Origin of the sequence: Terrabacter terrigena (genome assembly GCF_042676085.1) — a bacterium.
Classification (GTDB): domain Bacteria; phylum Actinomycetota; class Actinomycetes; order Actinomycetales; family Dermatophilaceae; genus Terrabacter; species Terrabacter terrigena.
In genome coordinates, this window is sequence record NZ_JBHTKH010000007.1 from 94366 (window position 1) to 109595 (window position 15230).

A 15230-nucleotide genomic window follows, 5' to 3' on the forward strand; every position below is an offset into this window, starting at 1 on the left:
GTTCGTCGGGACGAATCACCGTCTCGACGGGTCAGCCCACCGTGCGGTCGCTGCTCACGCTCTCCACCTGCGCGGCACGCATGGCCTCGAGGTGGCGGCGCAGGTCGTCGAGACGCAGCACGCCGGTGCGGGCCGTGTCGGCCTCGCCGAGGTAGACGCGCTGGAGCGCGACGACGACGGCCTCGGCCACGTGGTCGAGGGTGTGCCCGTGCGACAGGGCCTCGGCGTCGCCGGCGTGGCTGAGGTAGCCGAGGTCGAGGCGCACGGCGGGCATGCGGGTGCGACGCAGGAGCGGCCACGTGCGCGCGTGCGAGCGGCAGTCGGTCAGACCGGTGCGCGCCACCACCTCGCGCAGCAGCAGGTCGGCGAAGCTCTCGCCGATGACGGACCAGTCGCTGTGCTTCGCGTTGTCGGGGTGGCCGTAGAAGTAGGTCGCGACCCCGTGCGCCGAGCCGGACTCGGAGTGGTCGGTGTGCAGCGACAGCACGAGGTCGGCGTCGCACGAGTTCGCGAACGCCGCGCGCTCCTCGTCGCTGCCACCCTCGGTGGCCTCGGTGCGGGTGAACACGACGCTGACGCCGTGTGCCGAGAGCCGACCTTCGATGCGTCGGGCCAGGTCGAGGGCGAGCCGCGCCTCGACGAGCCCGTTGCGGCCCTCGGCGCCGCCGTCGCTGCCGCCGTGGCCGGCGTCCAGCACGATCGTGCGCCCGCTCAGGCTGTAGCCGCTGCGACGCAGGTGCTCGCGCTCGCGCAGCGCGTTGGCGGAGCCCCCGCTGACGGAGCGGCGCAGACCGGCGAAGGCGCGCATCGTCTCGGGTCCGGCGGTGCCGTCCGGCGTGAGGCCGACGGCGGCCTGGAAGGCGCGCAGCGCGGCGTCGGTGGCGGGGCCGTGCAGCCCGTCGACCTTGCCCGGGGTGAAGCCCAGCTCGGCGAGACGCCCCTGCAGGGCCACGACGTCGTCGCCCTCGACGAAGTGCTCCGGCACGTAGCGGAGCACCCGGTCGCCGAGTGCCCAGCGTGCGCCGTCGAGCACGGCATACGTCGAGCGTCCGACGATGCCGTCGACGATCAGGCCGCGGCGCTGCTGGAAGGACTTGACCGCCTGCTCGACCCGCTCGTCGAAGACGGGATGGCCGTCGGTGTCGGTGGTGCCGACGCCCCCGGGGAGGTCACCGGAGAGGACGAGCCGCTCGCAGACGGCCGCCACTGCGGGCCCGGCGTCGCCGCGCCGGAGCACGACGGTCTGGGGAGGGGTCATCTCGGCTCCTTCAGGGAGGACTCCCGGTGCGGTGCGGGTGGCTGTGCGTGACCGGGAGAAGACGGGCGCCGTCAGCAGCGTAGTACGCGAAAGGGGTGGCACCGTGACGGTTGGCCACCCCTTCGTCGTCGCCGGTCAGGCGATGAACTCCTCGAGCTCGCGCAGCAGCTTCGGCTTCGGGTGCGCGCCGACGATCGTCTTGACGACCTCGCCCTTGACGTAGACGTTGAGCGTCGGGATCGAGACGACGCCGTAGCGGGCGGCGGTGTCGACGTTGGCGTCGGTGTCGAGCTTGACGACCTCGATCTTGTCGCCGTACTGCTCGTTGATCTCCTCGAGGATCGGGGCGACCTTGCGGCACGGGCCGCACCACGTCGCCCAGAAGTCGACGAGCACGGGCTTCTCGCTCATGAGGACGTCGTCGGCGAAGGTGGCGTCGGTCGTGTTCTTCAGTGCCATGGAGATTCCTTCTCTGGTTGGCGCGGGGGCGGGGGTGCAGGTGTTCGTGCTGGACGTGCGGATGCGGCAGGTGGGGCTGGTTCGAGGTTAGGCGTCGGCGCCGACGGTGGCGCGCGGGTCGGGGATCGCACCGGAGTCGGTCTCGTCGATCGCTGCGGCCTCGGCGGCGGCCTCGGCCGGCGAGGCGGTGTCCTCGAGGGCGGCGAGGTAGTGCTCGGCGTCGAGGGCGGCCGCGCAGCCGGAGCCGGCGGCGGTGATGGCCTGGCGGTAGGTGTGGTCGACCAGGTCACCCGAGGCGAACACGCCGGGCAGGTTGGTGCGGGTGGAGCGGCCCTGGACGAGCACGTAGCCGGCGTCGTCGGTCTCGACGACGCCCTTGACGAGCTCGTTGCGGGGGTCGTGTCCGATGGCCACGAACAGGCCCGTGATCGCGAGCTCGCGCGTCTGGCCGGTGACGGTGTCGCGCAGCGTGACGCCGCTCAGCTTGCCCTCGCCGTGGATCTCGGCGACCTCGCAGTTCCAGGCGAAGCGGATCTTGTCGTTGGCGAACGCGCGGTCGGCCATGATCTTGCTGGCGCGCAGCTCGTCGCGGCGGTGGATGATCGTCACCGTGCGGGCGAACTTCGTCAGGAAGGTCGCCTCCTCGATGGCCGAGTCGCCGCCGCCGACCACGGCGATGTCCTGGTCGCGGAAGAAGAAGCCGTCACAGGTGGCACACCACGAGAGGCCGTGGCCCGACAGCTCCTTCTCGCGGGGCAGGCCGAGCTCGCGGTAGGCCGATCCCATCGAGAGGATGACGGCCTTGGCGCGGTGCACGTTGCCCTCGCCGTCGGTGACCGTCTTCACGTCGCCCGTCAGGTCGACGGCCGTGACGTCGTCGGTCACGAGCTCGGCGCCGAAGCGCTCGGCCTGGGCGCGCATGTTGTCCATGAGGTCCGGGCCCATGATGCCGTCCGGGAAGCCCGGGAAGTTCTCGACATCGGTCGTGTTCATCAGCGCGCCACCAGCGGTCACGGCGCCCTCGAAGACGAGGGGTGCGAGGTTCGCGCGCGCGGCGTAGACCGCGGCGGTGTAGCCCGCCGGGCCGGAGCCGATGATGATGACGTTGCGGACGTCGGACATGTGGGGTGCTCCTCGTAAAGCTCTCGTGTCGTGCGGCCCTGGAACCGCTCGTGCCGCTCGTGCGACCCGCCGGCGTGGGTGCCCGTCGCTGCCGGGCGCGGTGCCGGCAGGGCGGAGGTCGGGCCCGCATAGGCCTCAACCGATCCTAGGCGTTCGTTGTTCCCTCGCCCGTCGGCACACGGACCCGTGTCCACCGGGCCCGGACGGACGGGGTGGGAGCCCGCCGGTGGGGCTCACGGGACCGGTGTGGCGCCCTTCAGGACGCCGGGGGTGCCGGTGCTGCAGCTGCGCTCGACGGCCCACGCGGTGCTGGCGCCGCCGCGCGTGACCACCACGACGACCGCAGGCCGCCCGTCGTAGGTCGCCAGGTCGGCCGACACGGCCTCGGGGCTGGGGGTGGAGGCGTCGAGCGCGCCGATGGCCTCCAGACAGGCCTCCAGGCCGATCGCGGTGCCGATCGGGCCGATGGAGGGGGACTCGGCTGCCAGGTCTCGCAGGGGCTGGTCCGGGTGGTCGAGCAGCGCGCGCGCCTTCGCGGCGAGGCTGACGCTGTCGTATGCCGTGGTGCTGAGCTGGATGTGCAGGCCGCCGTTGGTCGAGCCGCCGGAGGCCGGGGCCTGGCTCGTCGAGCTCCGCGTGTCGCCGACGATGGCTGCGCCGTTGGGTCGCTTGGTCACGTGCAGGGCCGAGGCCCCCACTGCCACGACGGCAGCGGCGGCGGCCACTGCGGCCGCGAGGTAGATCGGCTTCGGGCGACCGGCGCGCGGCGTCAGCGGCACGACGTTCCCCTCGCCGGCGGCCACGTCGGGGTTGCCCGCGTCTGCGCGACCCGAGGCGTCGAGGAGCGGGCCGGGGTCGACGCGCAGCCGGGCGACGTCCGCCAAGGCCGCCGAGATGCGAGCCTCGACGTCGTCGGGCATGGGTCCGGGGTCGGGTGCTGCGGCGAGCAGGGCGGTCACCCGCGCCTCGACGGTCGGGTCGAGCCGGGGCTCCGTGCCACCGTCGATGTGGTCGATGTGGTCGATGTCGTCGTGGTCGGAAAGGTGTGCGGACTCGTCCACGGAGGGTCCTTCGGGCAGTGCGTGCGGGGGTCGTGCCGGCACGCGCAGGTATGCCGCGCGCCGAGGCTTCGACGGTCCCTGTACCCATCGAGGTTCCACCGGATTCAACCACCTCTTCCGGAGTCGTCGTGGGGTGGGCGGTGGCGGCGCGCACCGGCCGTGCGGCCGTGCGTCAGTCGTGCTCGGCCGGGCGCTGACCCGGCGTGAGCCCCAGGTGCTGCGCCAGCGCGGCCCGGCCACGGGCGCACCTCGACTTGATGGTGCCCTCGGCGACGCCGAGGATGACGGCGGCCTCGGCGACGGGCACGGCATGCATGTCGACGAGCACGAGCGCGGCGCGCTGACCCTCGGGGAGTTTCGCGAGGGCCTCCTGGATGTCGAGGCGCACCTCGGTGGAGGCGTAGTGGTCGTGCCGGTCGGCGAGGTCGTACTCGGGCAGCTCGGTTGTCGGCTTGCGGCGGCGGAGCCGGTCGAGACAGGCGTTGACGACGATGCGGTGCAGCCAGGTGGTGACGGCGGCCTCGCCACGGAACGACTCGGCACGGCGGAAGGCGGCGATGAAGCCGTCCTGGACGCAGTCGGCGGCGAGCTCGGGGTCACGCACCGTTCGGAGCGCCACCGCCCACATGCGGTCCTTGTGCCGTCGGAAGAGCTCGGCGAAGGCGTGGTCATCACCGGCGACGTGCAGCGCGAGCAGCTCCCGGTCGCTCAGCTCGGCGATCGGGGCGGCAACCCCCGGGGTCATCGGTCAGCGCACCGTCACTTCGTTGATCTGCGCGCGGTAGCGGCGGTCGGTCTCGGCCGGCCCGGCCTTGGTGACGAGGACGACGAGCTTGCTCGCGGGACTGAGCTGGCCACCAGCCTTGATCGTGACCGTGCCGTTCGCGCCCGTGGCGGAGCCGACCTCCTGGGCGCCCTCGAGCGACCGCGTGGAGTCGGAGTTCGTGGCGTACACGGTGACGTCCTGCTCGGCGCCGAGGACGAGGTCGACCTCCTTGACGACCGTGGGCCCGCTGAGGTCGAGGAGCACGCCGACGCCGTCCTTGTCACCGTTGTAGGTGGGCGTGCCGTACCAGCGCGAGCGCCAGCCGTCACCGGGGTTGCCGTCGAAGACGCGCTTGACGTTCTGGTCGGCCTCGTTGCCGTCCTGGGGGTCGAAGCCGCTGCCGCCGATGATCGACACCGGCCCGGCGGCCGGGGGCGCGGTGGTCGTGGCCGCCGGCGGCTTGGTGGTGGTCGGCTTCGGCGCCTGTGTGGCACTGGGCGGACGTGTGCGGGTCACCGTGACGGCGCCGACGGGACCGTCGTGCTGGCCGATCTTCGCGACGTTCTCGATGCCGATGACGAGGGCGACGAGCACGAGCACGCCGACGATCGCCAGGGCGATGCGCGACTGGGCACCGCTGGGCGACTCGGGCACGTCGTGGCCGAAGACCGGCAGCGGGGGCTCGAGACGGGCGGTCGGCGCCTCGTCGAGGGCGTCGTCGAGACCGATCTCCTCGCCGTCGAAGTCGTCGTGCGCCGAGCGACGCTCGGCAGCGCGTGCTGCGGCCTTGTCGGCGGCGGCACGGGCGAAGGAGCCGACGCGGTCGCCGATGACGCTGGCGACGCCGGCCGCCGCAGCACCGGCAGCAGCTGCCCCGGCCGCGATGCCGTGTGAGCCGCGCCCGGCCTCGTCGTCGTCCGGCCGGTCGGAAGTCTCGAGGGATCCGCCGCCCATGTCGGAGAGGCTGTCGAAGAAGAACGTGTCGGTCTGGGCGGCGTCGCCTGACGGGGAGGCGCCCGCCACCCCGGCGCCGGCCGAGGCACCGGCTCCGGCACCGACCGCCGCGGCGCCGGCACCGACGGCAGGCAGCACCCGGGTGGGCTCGAGCTCCTCGCGGCTGCGGAGCCTGATGCCGGTGGCGCCGTCGGACGTCGCCTGCTCGGCGGCCCAGGGAGCGATCTGGAGGGCGAGGTCGCCGGGCGACACGGGCCCGCGGCGTCCGCTCGCGAGCGTCATGCGGCAGATGAGGTCGAGGTCGTTGGGCACCCCGACGGCGATCTCCGACGGTGCGGCGACCCCGCCGACGATGGTGGGGGCGGACTCGAGCCCGACCGAGCCCCCCGCGGGGATCAGCCCGTCGTCGACGGACACCATCGGCCAGCGACCGGTCAGGCCGGCATACGCGATCTTGACGAGGCCCACGGCGTCGGCGCGCGAGGCACGCTCGTCGGAGAGGAGGTCGGTGTCGGTGAGCGCGGCCTCGGTGGCGAGCCCGCGCACCTTGACGGCGCCGTCGGGCATGCGCAGCAGCGAGCTCGGCGTCAGCGCCAGGTGGTGCAGCCCGCGGTGCCCGGCCTTCTCGAGCGCGGTGGCCGCCTCACCGGTGAGGCGGCGCACCTCGTCGGCGGAGAGGCCACCGCTCTGGAGCAGGTGCGACAGCGGGGTGGCGCCGGTCAGTGGCTCCTCGACGATGAACCCGACCCCGCGGTCGGTGCCGACGTCGAGGACGCGCACGAGGCGGGGGTCCTCGATGCCCGCAGCGCGCCGGGCGGCGTCGAGCGCGGGCGCGGCGACGGAGGAGGCGGCCGGGAAGCAGACGAGCACGACCTCGCGCTCGAGGGTGTGGTCGTTGGCGCGCCAGCGCTCGTGGTGGGTGCCCTCGGAGGTGCGCAGCGTCACCGCGTAGCGACCGCCGAGGACGGATCCGGGTCCGACTCCCTGCACGTGCGTCACCCTCCCTCGTCCGGTCGTGCGTGGATGCGTTGGCTCGGGCCCCATCCTAGGCCGAGTCAGTGCCGATCCCGGTCGTCCGCATCGCCGAGGGCCTGGTGTGCCGCGGTGACGGCCTCGATGTCGGCGATCTCGTCGACGCGCGACGTGCCCTTGAACACGGCGCGCAGGACGCCGGCGAGCAGCACCAGCCCGACGAGGATGCCGCCGACCCAGTAGATGGTGCCGTCGAGCGGGTTGGCGGACACCGGGATCGTCGCGGGGGAGCCGATCATCGTCCCGTCGGCGGTGGTCAGGAAGGCGCGGATCTGGGCGCGACCGGCGGCGACGGCGGCCACGTCGACGGGCACGTTGGTGCGCGACTCGGGCCCGATCGAGATCGGGTCGGGCTGCTCGACGACGCGGATGCGCGGGTTGTCGGGCACGAGGCGAAGGCGGATGCCCTCCACGGTGTAGTCGAGGCCGTTCTCCAGGGTGATGCGCAGGGTGCCGTTCTCGGCGAGCAGGTTGATCGTGGTGGTGCGGGGAACGACCCGGATCGCGCTCGTGGCTGCGCGGACGTCGGCCGCCACGGAGTTCGCGAGGGTGCCCCACGAACCCGGCCGGTCGCGCCAGCGGGCGCTCGCGAGCTCGTCGAGGACCTCACGGTAGGTGCGCTGGAACTGCTCACCGTCGCGCAGCACCGACGACACGCTGAGCAGCGTGTCGCGCTGGTCGGCCATCTGGGCGAGACGTCCGGCGCTCAGCACCGGACGGGCGGCGGCCGAGGCGACGGCGGTCGTCGGCCGGGTCTGGACCTCGGCCCTGTCACTGCCGCTGTCGGTGAGCAGCGACGCGGCGTCGACCCTCTCGAGCCAGGGGGCGCTCGCCGTCGCGGCGAGGAACGACGCGAGGGCCGGCCCGTCGGGGTCGTAGGAGCGCGGTGCTGCGACGAGCACCGAGCGCGACGTGCCGGCCCGCTCGCCCAGCAGCACGAGGGACTCGGCGAGGAAGCGCTGCGTCGCGAGGACAGGGCTCGGGTCGGTGCGCTTGGGCAGCAGGGCCGACAGACGCGGGTCGTACGCGAGCAGCCGGGTGCCGCCGGTCGCCACCCGACGGGCGCTGGGGGTGTAGGGCGCCGCCTTCGTCACCGCGGCGGAGCTGACGACGATGCCGGCGGCCTTCTTGACCGGGGTGGTCGACAGCAGGGTGCGCACGCCCTGCTCGCGGCCGGCCGGGAGGAGCCCGTCGACGGGCCAGACGACGTCGGAGCGCACCGGCTGGTCGAGGCGCTGGGCCAGGCCGGCAGCGCGGGTGACGAGGTCGCGCACCAGCGCGTTGGCGGGGGCCGTGCCGACGGTGGCCGCGATGTCGGCGTCGGCGTACGGGAGGGCCCAGACGCTGCGACCGCGCAGCTGCGTGCCCAGCGCATCACCGAGCCGCCCGATCGCCTGCGCCGTCGGTGACTGGGCGGACTGGGTGGGCTGGTCGGACGGGGTGTCCGTCGTGCCCGTCGGCGCCGGGGTGCCGGACGCGGCTCCGGGCGTGGTGCCGCCCGTCGTGCTGCCCGTCGTGCCCGGCGTCGGCGTACCCGTCGACCCCGGGTTTCCGGTCGGGGCGCCGCCGGCTGTGCCCGTCGGGGTGCCCGTCGACGTGCCCGTCGGGGTGCCGGTCGGCGTGGGGCCGGCGCCCTGGCCACCGGCCGCGGCGGTCCCGAGCACCGCCGGGTCGACGGCGAGGGTGACCGGTGTGCCGCGGGTGCCCGCGAGGATCCGCTCGACCCGGGAGTCGGCGCCGATGGCGCGCTGCCAGGCGCTCTCTCGCGCGGTGTCGTCGCGGGAGAACAGCTCGACGTCCGGGTCGAGGGTCACGGGCAGCACGGTGGCCACCTTGAGCGGGACGTACTCCTTGCGCCCGCTCCAGGCCACGAACGTCCGCGTCGTGCCCGTGGGCTGGCTCGCCCCCTGCTGCATGACCTCGACCGAGATCGGCACCGCCGCGAACGCGTCGTCGGCGCGCAGCTGGCGCCACGGGATGGTTGCGGTGAAGGTGCGGGTCTGGCCGGCGGCGACGCTGGGGAGGTCGGTGGTGACGACGGTCGGCCCGGACGTGGGGGTGCGGCCCGACGCCCAGTCGTCGAGCGCCGCGCGCTGCTTGACGGCGACGTCGCCGCGCACGACCTGCACCTTCGGCCCCGTCAGGGGGCCGGTGAGCGGCGCGGTGACCGAGCCCGTGACCGTGACGTCGGTGCCGGGGCCGACCACGGAGGGCGTCATCGAGTCGAGCACGACGAGTGCGACGTCGCGTGCCGGTGTCACGGCAGGTGGGCGCGCCGTCGCGGTGGAGGTGGACGCGGCGGCGGCAGTCGAGGGAGACGACTCCCACGGGCGGGTCGTCCCGGCGGCGCTCGCGACCACCGCGCCCGACGTGATCGTCACGGTCGCCAGGACGGTCGCCGTGGCAGCCAGTCGGCGAGCGAGGCGGGTCCCGCGGCGGCCGCTCGATCCCGGACGCCGCGACCCTGGATGGGTCACGCCGTCCCCGCCAGCCGGTTCCACGCCGCCTGCGCGATGCGGCGCTCGTTGGGGAAGGTCAGCCTGCGGTGCACCTCGTCGAGCCGCATCCACGCGACGTCGATGGCCTCGTGGTCGGGGTCGTTCTCGATGGAGAGCTCACCGCCGGTCGCCTCGAGGAGGTAGTGGTGCACGAACTTGTGGACCCGCTTGTTGGACGTGGCGAACCAGTAGTCGATCGTGCCGAGCTCGACGAGGACCCGCCCGACGATGCCGGTCTCCTCGGCGACCTCGCGCGCGGCGGTCTCGACGAGGGTCTCGCCGGGCTCGACGTGGCCCTTGGGCAGGCACCACTCGATGCGCCCGGCCCGGTTGCGGCGGGCGATGATGGCGATGAGCGCGAGCCCCTCACGCACGTCGACGACGATGCCTCCGGCAGATCGTTCCTCGACGGCGGGCAGACGCCTCCCCGGCACGGGGGCGGGGACGGGCTGCGCGCTCACATCGCCACCATAACGGGCCGCGGGCGAACCGCCCTGCCGTCGGGACCGGCCGCGCCACCTGCCTCTCGAGCGTCCCGGGACGAGCCGGGCGCGAGCCGTCGGCTCGGGCTCCTCGCCGCGGCTCACTAGGCTGTGGCGCGTGCCAGAACGACCCGACACGACCGTCCCCGGCGGCGCCCAGCAGGCCGACGCCGGCCTCCCGCTGCTGCGGGCCGCCGTCGCCCGCCTCGCCCCCGTGCTGCCGATGCTCGGCGAGCTCGGCGAGCGGTTCGCGGCGGCCGGCCACGAGCTGGCCCTCGTCGGCGGACCCGTCCGCGACGCGTTCCTCGGCCGCGTCTCGCCCGACCTCGACCTGACCACCGACGCCCGACCCGACGAGGTCCTCGCCGTCGTCGTCGGCTGGGCCGACGCGCACTGGGACATCGGTCGCGAGTTCGGCACCGTCGGGCTGCGCAAGGGCGCCCACGTCATCGAGATCACGACCTACCGGGCCGACACGTACGACCGCACCTCGCGCAAGCCCGAGGTGATGTTCGGCGACAGCCTCGAGGGCGACCTCGTGCGCCGCGACTTCACCGTCAACGCGATGGCGATCCGCCTGCCGAGCCTCGAGTTCGTCGACGTCCACGGGGGTCTCTCCGACCTCGTCACCCGGCGTCTCATGACCCCGGCCGCGCCGGAGGAGTCGTTCGCCGACGACCCGCTGCGGATGATGCGGGCGGCCCGCTTCGCCTCGCAGCTCGGCTTCGACGTGGCCCCGGAGGTGCGCGCGGCGATGGTCGAGCGGGCCGGCACCCTGTCGATCATCTCGGCCGAGCGCGTACGCGACGAGTTCACCAAGCTGCTGCTCTCGCCCACGCCACGGCTGGGACTCACGCTCCTCGTCGACACCGGCCTCGCCGACGTGTTCCTGCCCGAGCTGCCCGCGCTGCGCCTCGAGCTCGACGAGCACCACCGCCACAAGGACGTCTACGAGCACTCCCTCATCGTGCTCGAGCAGGCGATCGACCTCGAGGGTCCCGCTGGCGGCCCGGCCGAGTCCGTGCCCGGCCCCGACCTCGTGCTGCGCCTCGCCGCGCTGCTCCACGACATCGGCAAGCCGGCCACGAGGCGGTTCGAGGACGGCGGCGGTGTCTCCTTCCACCACCACGAGCTCGTCGGCGCGAAGCTCACGAGCAAGCGGATGAAGGCGATGCGCTTCGACAAGGACACCACCAAGCAGGTCGCCCGCCTCGTCGAGCTCCACCTGCGCTTCCACGGCTACGGCGAAGGCCAGTGGACCGACTCCGCGGTGCGCCGCTACGTCACCGACGCCGGTCCGCTGCTGACGCGCCTGCACCGCCTCACCCGCTCCGACTGCACGACCCGCAACGTGCGCAAGGCGCAGCGGCTGTCGCGCGCGTACGACGACCTCGAGGCCCGCATCGACCGCCTGGCCGCCGAGGAGGAGCTCGCCGCGGTGCGTCCCGAGCTGAACGGCAACGAGATCGCGGAGGCCCTGGGCATCCGGCCCGGCCCGGTGCTCGGCCAGGCCTACGACTACCTGCTCTCGGTGCGCCTCGACGACGGCCCCATCGGCAAGGACGCGGCCCGCGAGAAGCTGCTCGCCTGGTGGGCCGCCCGCGAGCCGTCCGCCTGAGCCGAGCTCGAGCAAGGGCGGCGAGCAGGTGTGTTCGGCAGGGCGGCATACGGCCGGGGAGTGCTCCCCATCGCGTCACCGACGACACGTCCGTAGGCTCGGACACCGTCGTTCCCGGCCACCGGCCCGCGAGGGCGCCCGGCCGACCTGACACCGCACGCGGTGAATGATTGACTGACCGCGCCGTCCCCGACGCCTGCGGGAACGACCGAAAGGAACGAGCCATGAGCACCCTCGCCTACCCGAGCGCCGACTTCCCGGGCCAGCCGTCGGTGGCCCTCGAGGTTCCCGAGGGTTGGGAGCCGGTGCACGCACCCGGCACGACCATGGCCGCCCGCCTGCCACGCGAGGGCGCGTTCGCGCCGAACGTCGTCGTCAACATCGAGCCCTGCGGGCCCGCCTTCCAGGTCGAGGACTCCCTCGACCAGCTCCGCGCCATGGCCACCTCGCGGGGTGGGGCCGTGTCCGAGCCGTATGCCGCCGAGCTGGGTGACGCCCAGTTCGTCGGTTGCGACGCCACCTGGCCCGACCCCGACGTCGAGACCGTGCTGCAGGCCAACCTCTTCCACGTGGCCGCCGCGGGCTCGGGCCCGTCCGCCCACCTCGTCCAGCTGACCGGGGCGGTCGGGGGTGCGGGCGCCGAGGCCGACTACGAGCTCATCCGCCGGGTCCTGACCAGCGTGCGGGTCACGCCCTGGGGCGCGACGGGCGACCGCTCATGACGTCGACCCTGCCCGCCATCACGGTCGGCGTCGCCACCGACGTCGGGCGCGTGCGCCGGCACAACGAGGACTCCGCACGCACGAAGGGCACCGTCTACGTCGTCGCCGACGGCATGGGTGGGCACGCGGCCGGCGAGGTGGCCAGCCGCATCGCGGCCGAGTCGGTCGTCGAGCTCGCCGACCGCCCGGTGGTGCACGTGCGCGACGTCGTCGAGCAGGTCGGAGAGGCCAACCGCCGCATCCTCGGCTCTGCCGCGCGCCACCCGGAGCAGACCGGCATGGGCACGACCGTCGCGGGCCTCGCCCTCGTCTCGGTCGGCGGTTCGCGGCACTGGGCCGTCTTCAACATCGGTGACTCCCGCGTCTACCGCTGCCTCGACGGCGAGCTGTCGCAGGTCACCGTCGACCACTCCGAGGTGTGGGAGCTCGTCGAGCGCGGCCTGATCACGCCCGAGCAGGCGCAGCGCCACCCGGCCCGCAACGTCGTCACGCGCTCGCTCGGCCGCGACCCGATGGGGGTCGTCGACACCTGGGTGTTCCCGCCCTACCCCGGCGAGGTCTTCGTCATCTGCTCGGACGGGCTTTCCAACGAGCTCACGCGGGAGCAGATGCAGGACGTGCTGGCCGAGCACCACGACGCCGAGGAGGCCGCCGCCGAGCTCGTACGCCGGGCGGTCGAGGCGGGTGGGCACGACAACGTCACTGCTATCGTCGTCGCGGTGCAGGGGCAGGACGCCGACTCCGACGTCGACGAGGACACCACCCCGCGCGAGAACGTGCACGGCTCATCAGGGGAGAGCAGGTCGTAGACGTGAGTGGCCCGTCGGTTGTCGTTGAACGGGCCCCCGACGGGTGGACGCACATCGGGGGCCCCGGTATGCACCTGCTCATCGGGCTCGACGAGGACGACGAGCGCACGCTCGCTGCGAGCGACGCCGCCGACGGCGGAGACCTCGACGACGTCGTCGAGGTGCTCACGTCCGGTGGCATGCGCAAGGCGCACCACTTCGTCGGTGTGCACTGGCTGCCCCGCACGCGCATCGTCGCGTTCGGCCCCGTCTCGGCGCTCGTGACGCTCGCCGACGGCAGCGAGCACGAGGTGCGCGCCCCCAGCGCGAGGGTGTGGACCGACCTCGAGCTGCCCGAGCACCCCGAGCGGGTCGTGCTGCGGGTGCTCGACGAGTCCGAGCGCTCGCTGCCCGTTCCTCCCCAGCACCTCGTCTCGGGAGTCCCGGTGGGTCCTGCCGAGGGCGGACACGTGTCAGAAGATGCACCGGCCGTCGCGAGCGAGCCCACGCCAGAGGCGGTTTCGACGACCGCGGCCTCGCCCGAGGTGGCGCGGGAACCCGTGCCACCGACACCCGTCGCACCCGAGGGGCCCGAGGCCCCCGTGGACGCTCCGCCTGCGACGGACGCACCGACGGCGACGGCAGGTCCGGCACCCGCTCCGGCACCCGCGATCCCGACCTTCGGCGCTTCGTCGACCACGGAAGGCGCTGACGCAGCGTCCGGTTCGGGATCCTCCTCCTGGGCCCGCAGCTGGGCGCGTCGTGACGAGACGTCGGCGCCGACAGCGGCGCCTCCTCCCGCGACGACCGAATCACCTTCCGCGACAGCCGAGCCCGTCCTGCCGTCGTGGGGCTCCGTGGCACCGGCCGTGCCAGTGCGCGCCGCCGCACCCGCGCCCTCGACGCCCGAGCCCCCCGTGCGGGCAGCACCGCCCGAGGTGCCGGTCGTGAGCGACCTGCCGCTGTCGCCCCCGCGCGACGTCGACTCGACCTGGGCCGCGCGTCCCGTGCCGGAAGCCGACCCGTCGGCGAACCAGGCGTCGCCCGGGCCTCGAGTCACACCGGCTCCGGCCGCGCGGCCTGCTCCGGCGACCTCCGCCGGGTCGGCCGCGGGCGCCCAGGGCGTGAGCGGTGGTGAGGCTGCCGACGAGGTTGCAGCGCCGAGCTACGACTACCTCTTCGGACACACGACCGCGGCGGACGAGCACCGCAAGGTCCTCGCCCAGCTGACGCAGCCCGCCGACGACGACGGCGCCCACGACGACGACGAGGTGCTCTCGGTCCCGGCCGTCGCCGACACCTCGGACGCCGCGGTCACGAACGCCGCGCCGGCGCCCGAGGTGCCCGAGCAGCCCCTCCCGTCGGCACCCGAGGTCGCCGATGGCGGCCTCATCTCGTCGGTGCCGTGGGCCACCCGGTCGCCGGCGCCGGCGACCGAGCCCGAGGTGCCGACGTTCTCCGGCAGGCACACGCCGCCGACCGCCCCGAGCCTGCTGCCGCCTCTCAACACGCCACCCCCCGGTGCACGCGCCCCACAGGCCACACCGCTGATCTCGACCGGGCCCCCGCCCGCCGTGCGCCACGACCAGGCGAGCCGGCCCGAGGCGAGCCAGCCCGACCACTGGGCTGCTCCGCACGCGACGCCCGTGCTGCGCACCCCGCCGACCGTGCCGATCGCGACGACACCGCCGTCCCAGCCGTCGCAGCCGTCCCAGCCGTCGACGCCGCCGCCCGGTCCCTCGAGCCCGGTCCCCGGTCCGGCTGCAGCCGAGCCGTCCTTCGACGTCCCCCTCGCAGCCAGCCCGTTCACGAGCGCAAACCCTTACCCCGCAACGGTGCCCGCGCCCGTCGGCGCCTCGTCGCACGCGACGGTGGACGCGCAGGACGCCGCAGCAGACGACGACGAGACCGAGCTGACCGTCGACCGCAGCGCCCTGCTCGAGGCCCGCAACGCGGCGCGGAACCAGGCCTTCTCGGGTCCGAGCGTGCTCGCCGTGCTCTGCTCAGCCGGCCACCCGACGCCACCGCACAGCGACCGGTGCCGGGTCTGCGGTGCGAGCATCCCGCCGCAGGAGCCGTTCACCATGCCGCGGCCGCCGCTGGGCGTGCTGCGCCTGTCGACCGGTGACGTCGTGACGCTCGACCGCAGCGTCCTGCTCGGCCGGGCCCCGAAGCTCGGTGAGGGCCTCGCGGCCCACGACAGGCCCCACGTGGTCAAGGTCCCGAGCCCCGAGCGCGACGTCTCGCGCAACCACGTCGAGGTCATCCTCGAGGGCTGGCACGTCCTCGTGCGCGACCTCGGCACGACGAACGGCACCACCGTGTGCCTGCCCGGCGAGACGCCCGTCCGGCTGCGCGCCAACGACCAGCAGGTCCTCGAGCCGGGTTCGCTCGTCTCCATGGCCGACGAGGTCTCCTTCACGTTCGAGGCGGCGCCGTGACCACGCCTACCCCACCGTCGACAGGCCGG

Annotated in this window: 12 protein-coding genes; 4 read left to right on the top strand and 8 right to left on the bottom strand. The window is 74.1% G+C overall.

Translation table 11 applies throughout. From position 1 onward, the window contains the following. Positions 1-31: 31 nt before the first annotated feature. The 8 genes from ACFQ2V_RS12355 to ACFQ2V_RS12390 form a co-directional block, all read right to left on the bottom strand. Positions 32-1258 (bottom strand): N-acetylmuramoyl-L-alanine amidase, encoded by a 1227-nt coding sequence (locus ACFQ2V_RS12355; protein WP_386052996.1) that lies wholly within the window; start codon positions 1256-1258, stop codon positions 32-34. 135 nt (positions 1259-1393) lie between these two features. Further along, positions 1394-1717, bottom strand: coding sequence for a thioredoxin (gene trxA, locus ACFQ2V_RS12360; protein ID WP_223128242.1), 324 nt, complete (start codon positions 1715-1717; stop codon positions 1394-1396). An 87-nt stretch (positions 1718-1804) separates the two neighbouring features. Then, a complete protein-coding gene (trxB, locus tag ACFQ2V_RS12365) occupies positions 1805-2839 on the bottom strand; it encodes a thioredoxin-disulfide reductase (RefSeq protein WP_386052997.1) in 1035 nt (344 codons plus the stop codon). Positions 2840-3072: 233 nt separating this feature from the next. After that, positions 3073-3900 carry a hypothetical protein gene (locus ACFQ2V_RS12370; protein ID WP_386052998.1) on the bottom strand — a complete coding sequence of 276 codons (828 nt, stop codon included), beginning with the start codon at positions 3898-3900 and terminating at the stop codon, positions 3073-3075. A gap of 172 nt (positions 3901-4072) precedes the next feature. Then, entirely contained in the window at positions 4073-4645 is a 573-nt protein-coding gene (gene sigM, locus ACFQ2V_RS12375) for an RNA polymerase sigma factor SigM (RefSeq protein ID WP_386052999.1), read from the bottom strand. 3 nt (positions 4646-4648) lie between these two features. Beyond that, on the bottom strand, positions 4649-6619 hold the full coding sequence (locus tag ACFQ2V_RS12380; RefSeq protein WP_386053000.1) for a protein kinase family protein: 1971 nt from the start codon (positions 6617-6619) through the stop codon (positions 4649-4651). A 56-nt stretch (positions 6620-6675) separates the two neighbouring features. After that, positions 6676-9033 (bottom strand): DUF6049 family protein, encoded by a 2358-nt coding sequence (locus ACFQ2V_RS12385; RefSeq protein ID WP_386053001.1) that lies wholly within the window; start codon positions 9031-9033, stop codon positions 6676-6678. A 92-nt stretch (positions 9034-9125) separates the two neighbouring features. Beyond that, entirely contained in the window at positions 9126-9611 is a 486-nt protein-coding gene (locus tag ACFQ2V_RS12390; protein ID WP_386053002.1) for an NUDIX hydrolase, read from the bottom strand. 139 nt (positions 9612-9750) lie between these two features. On the opposite strand from ACFQ2V_RS12390, the gene ACFQ2V_RS12395 reads away from it, so the two are divergent. From ACFQ2V_RS12395 to ACFQ2V_RS12410, 4 genes are all read left to right on the top strand, one after another. Continuing rightward, the gene (locus ACFQ2V_RS12395; protein WP_386053003.1) at positions 9751-11250 is read left to right on the top strand and encodes a CCA tRNA nucleotidyltransferase; all 1500 of its coding nucleotides are present in this window, start codon (positions 9751-9753) and stop codon (positions 11248-11250) included. A 224-nt stretch (positions 11251-11474) separates the two neighbouring features. Continuing rightward, positions 11475-11972 (top strand): hypothetical protein, encoded by a 498-nt coding sequence (locus tag ACFQ2V_RS12400; RefSeq protein ID WP_386053004.1) that lies wholly within the window; start codon positions 11475-11477, stop codon positions 11970-11972. Continuing rightward, positions 11969-12781, top strand: coding sequence for a PP2C family protein-serine/threonine phosphatase (locus ACFQ2V_RS12405; protein ID WP_386053005.1), 813 nt, complete (start codon positions 11969-11971; stop codon positions 12779-12781). Before ACFQ2V_RS12400 ends, ACFQ2V_RS12405 begins: the two co-directional genes overlap by 4 nt. 68 nt (positions 12782-12849) lie before the next feature. Next, the gene (locus tag ACFQ2V_RS12410) at positions 12850-15201 is read left to right on the top strand and encodes an FHA domain-containing protein (RefSeq protein ID WP_386053006.1); all 2352 of its coding nucleotides are present in this window, start codon (positions 12850-12852) and stop codon (positions 15199-15201) included. The last annotated feature ends 29 nt before the right edge of the window (positions 15202-15230 follow it).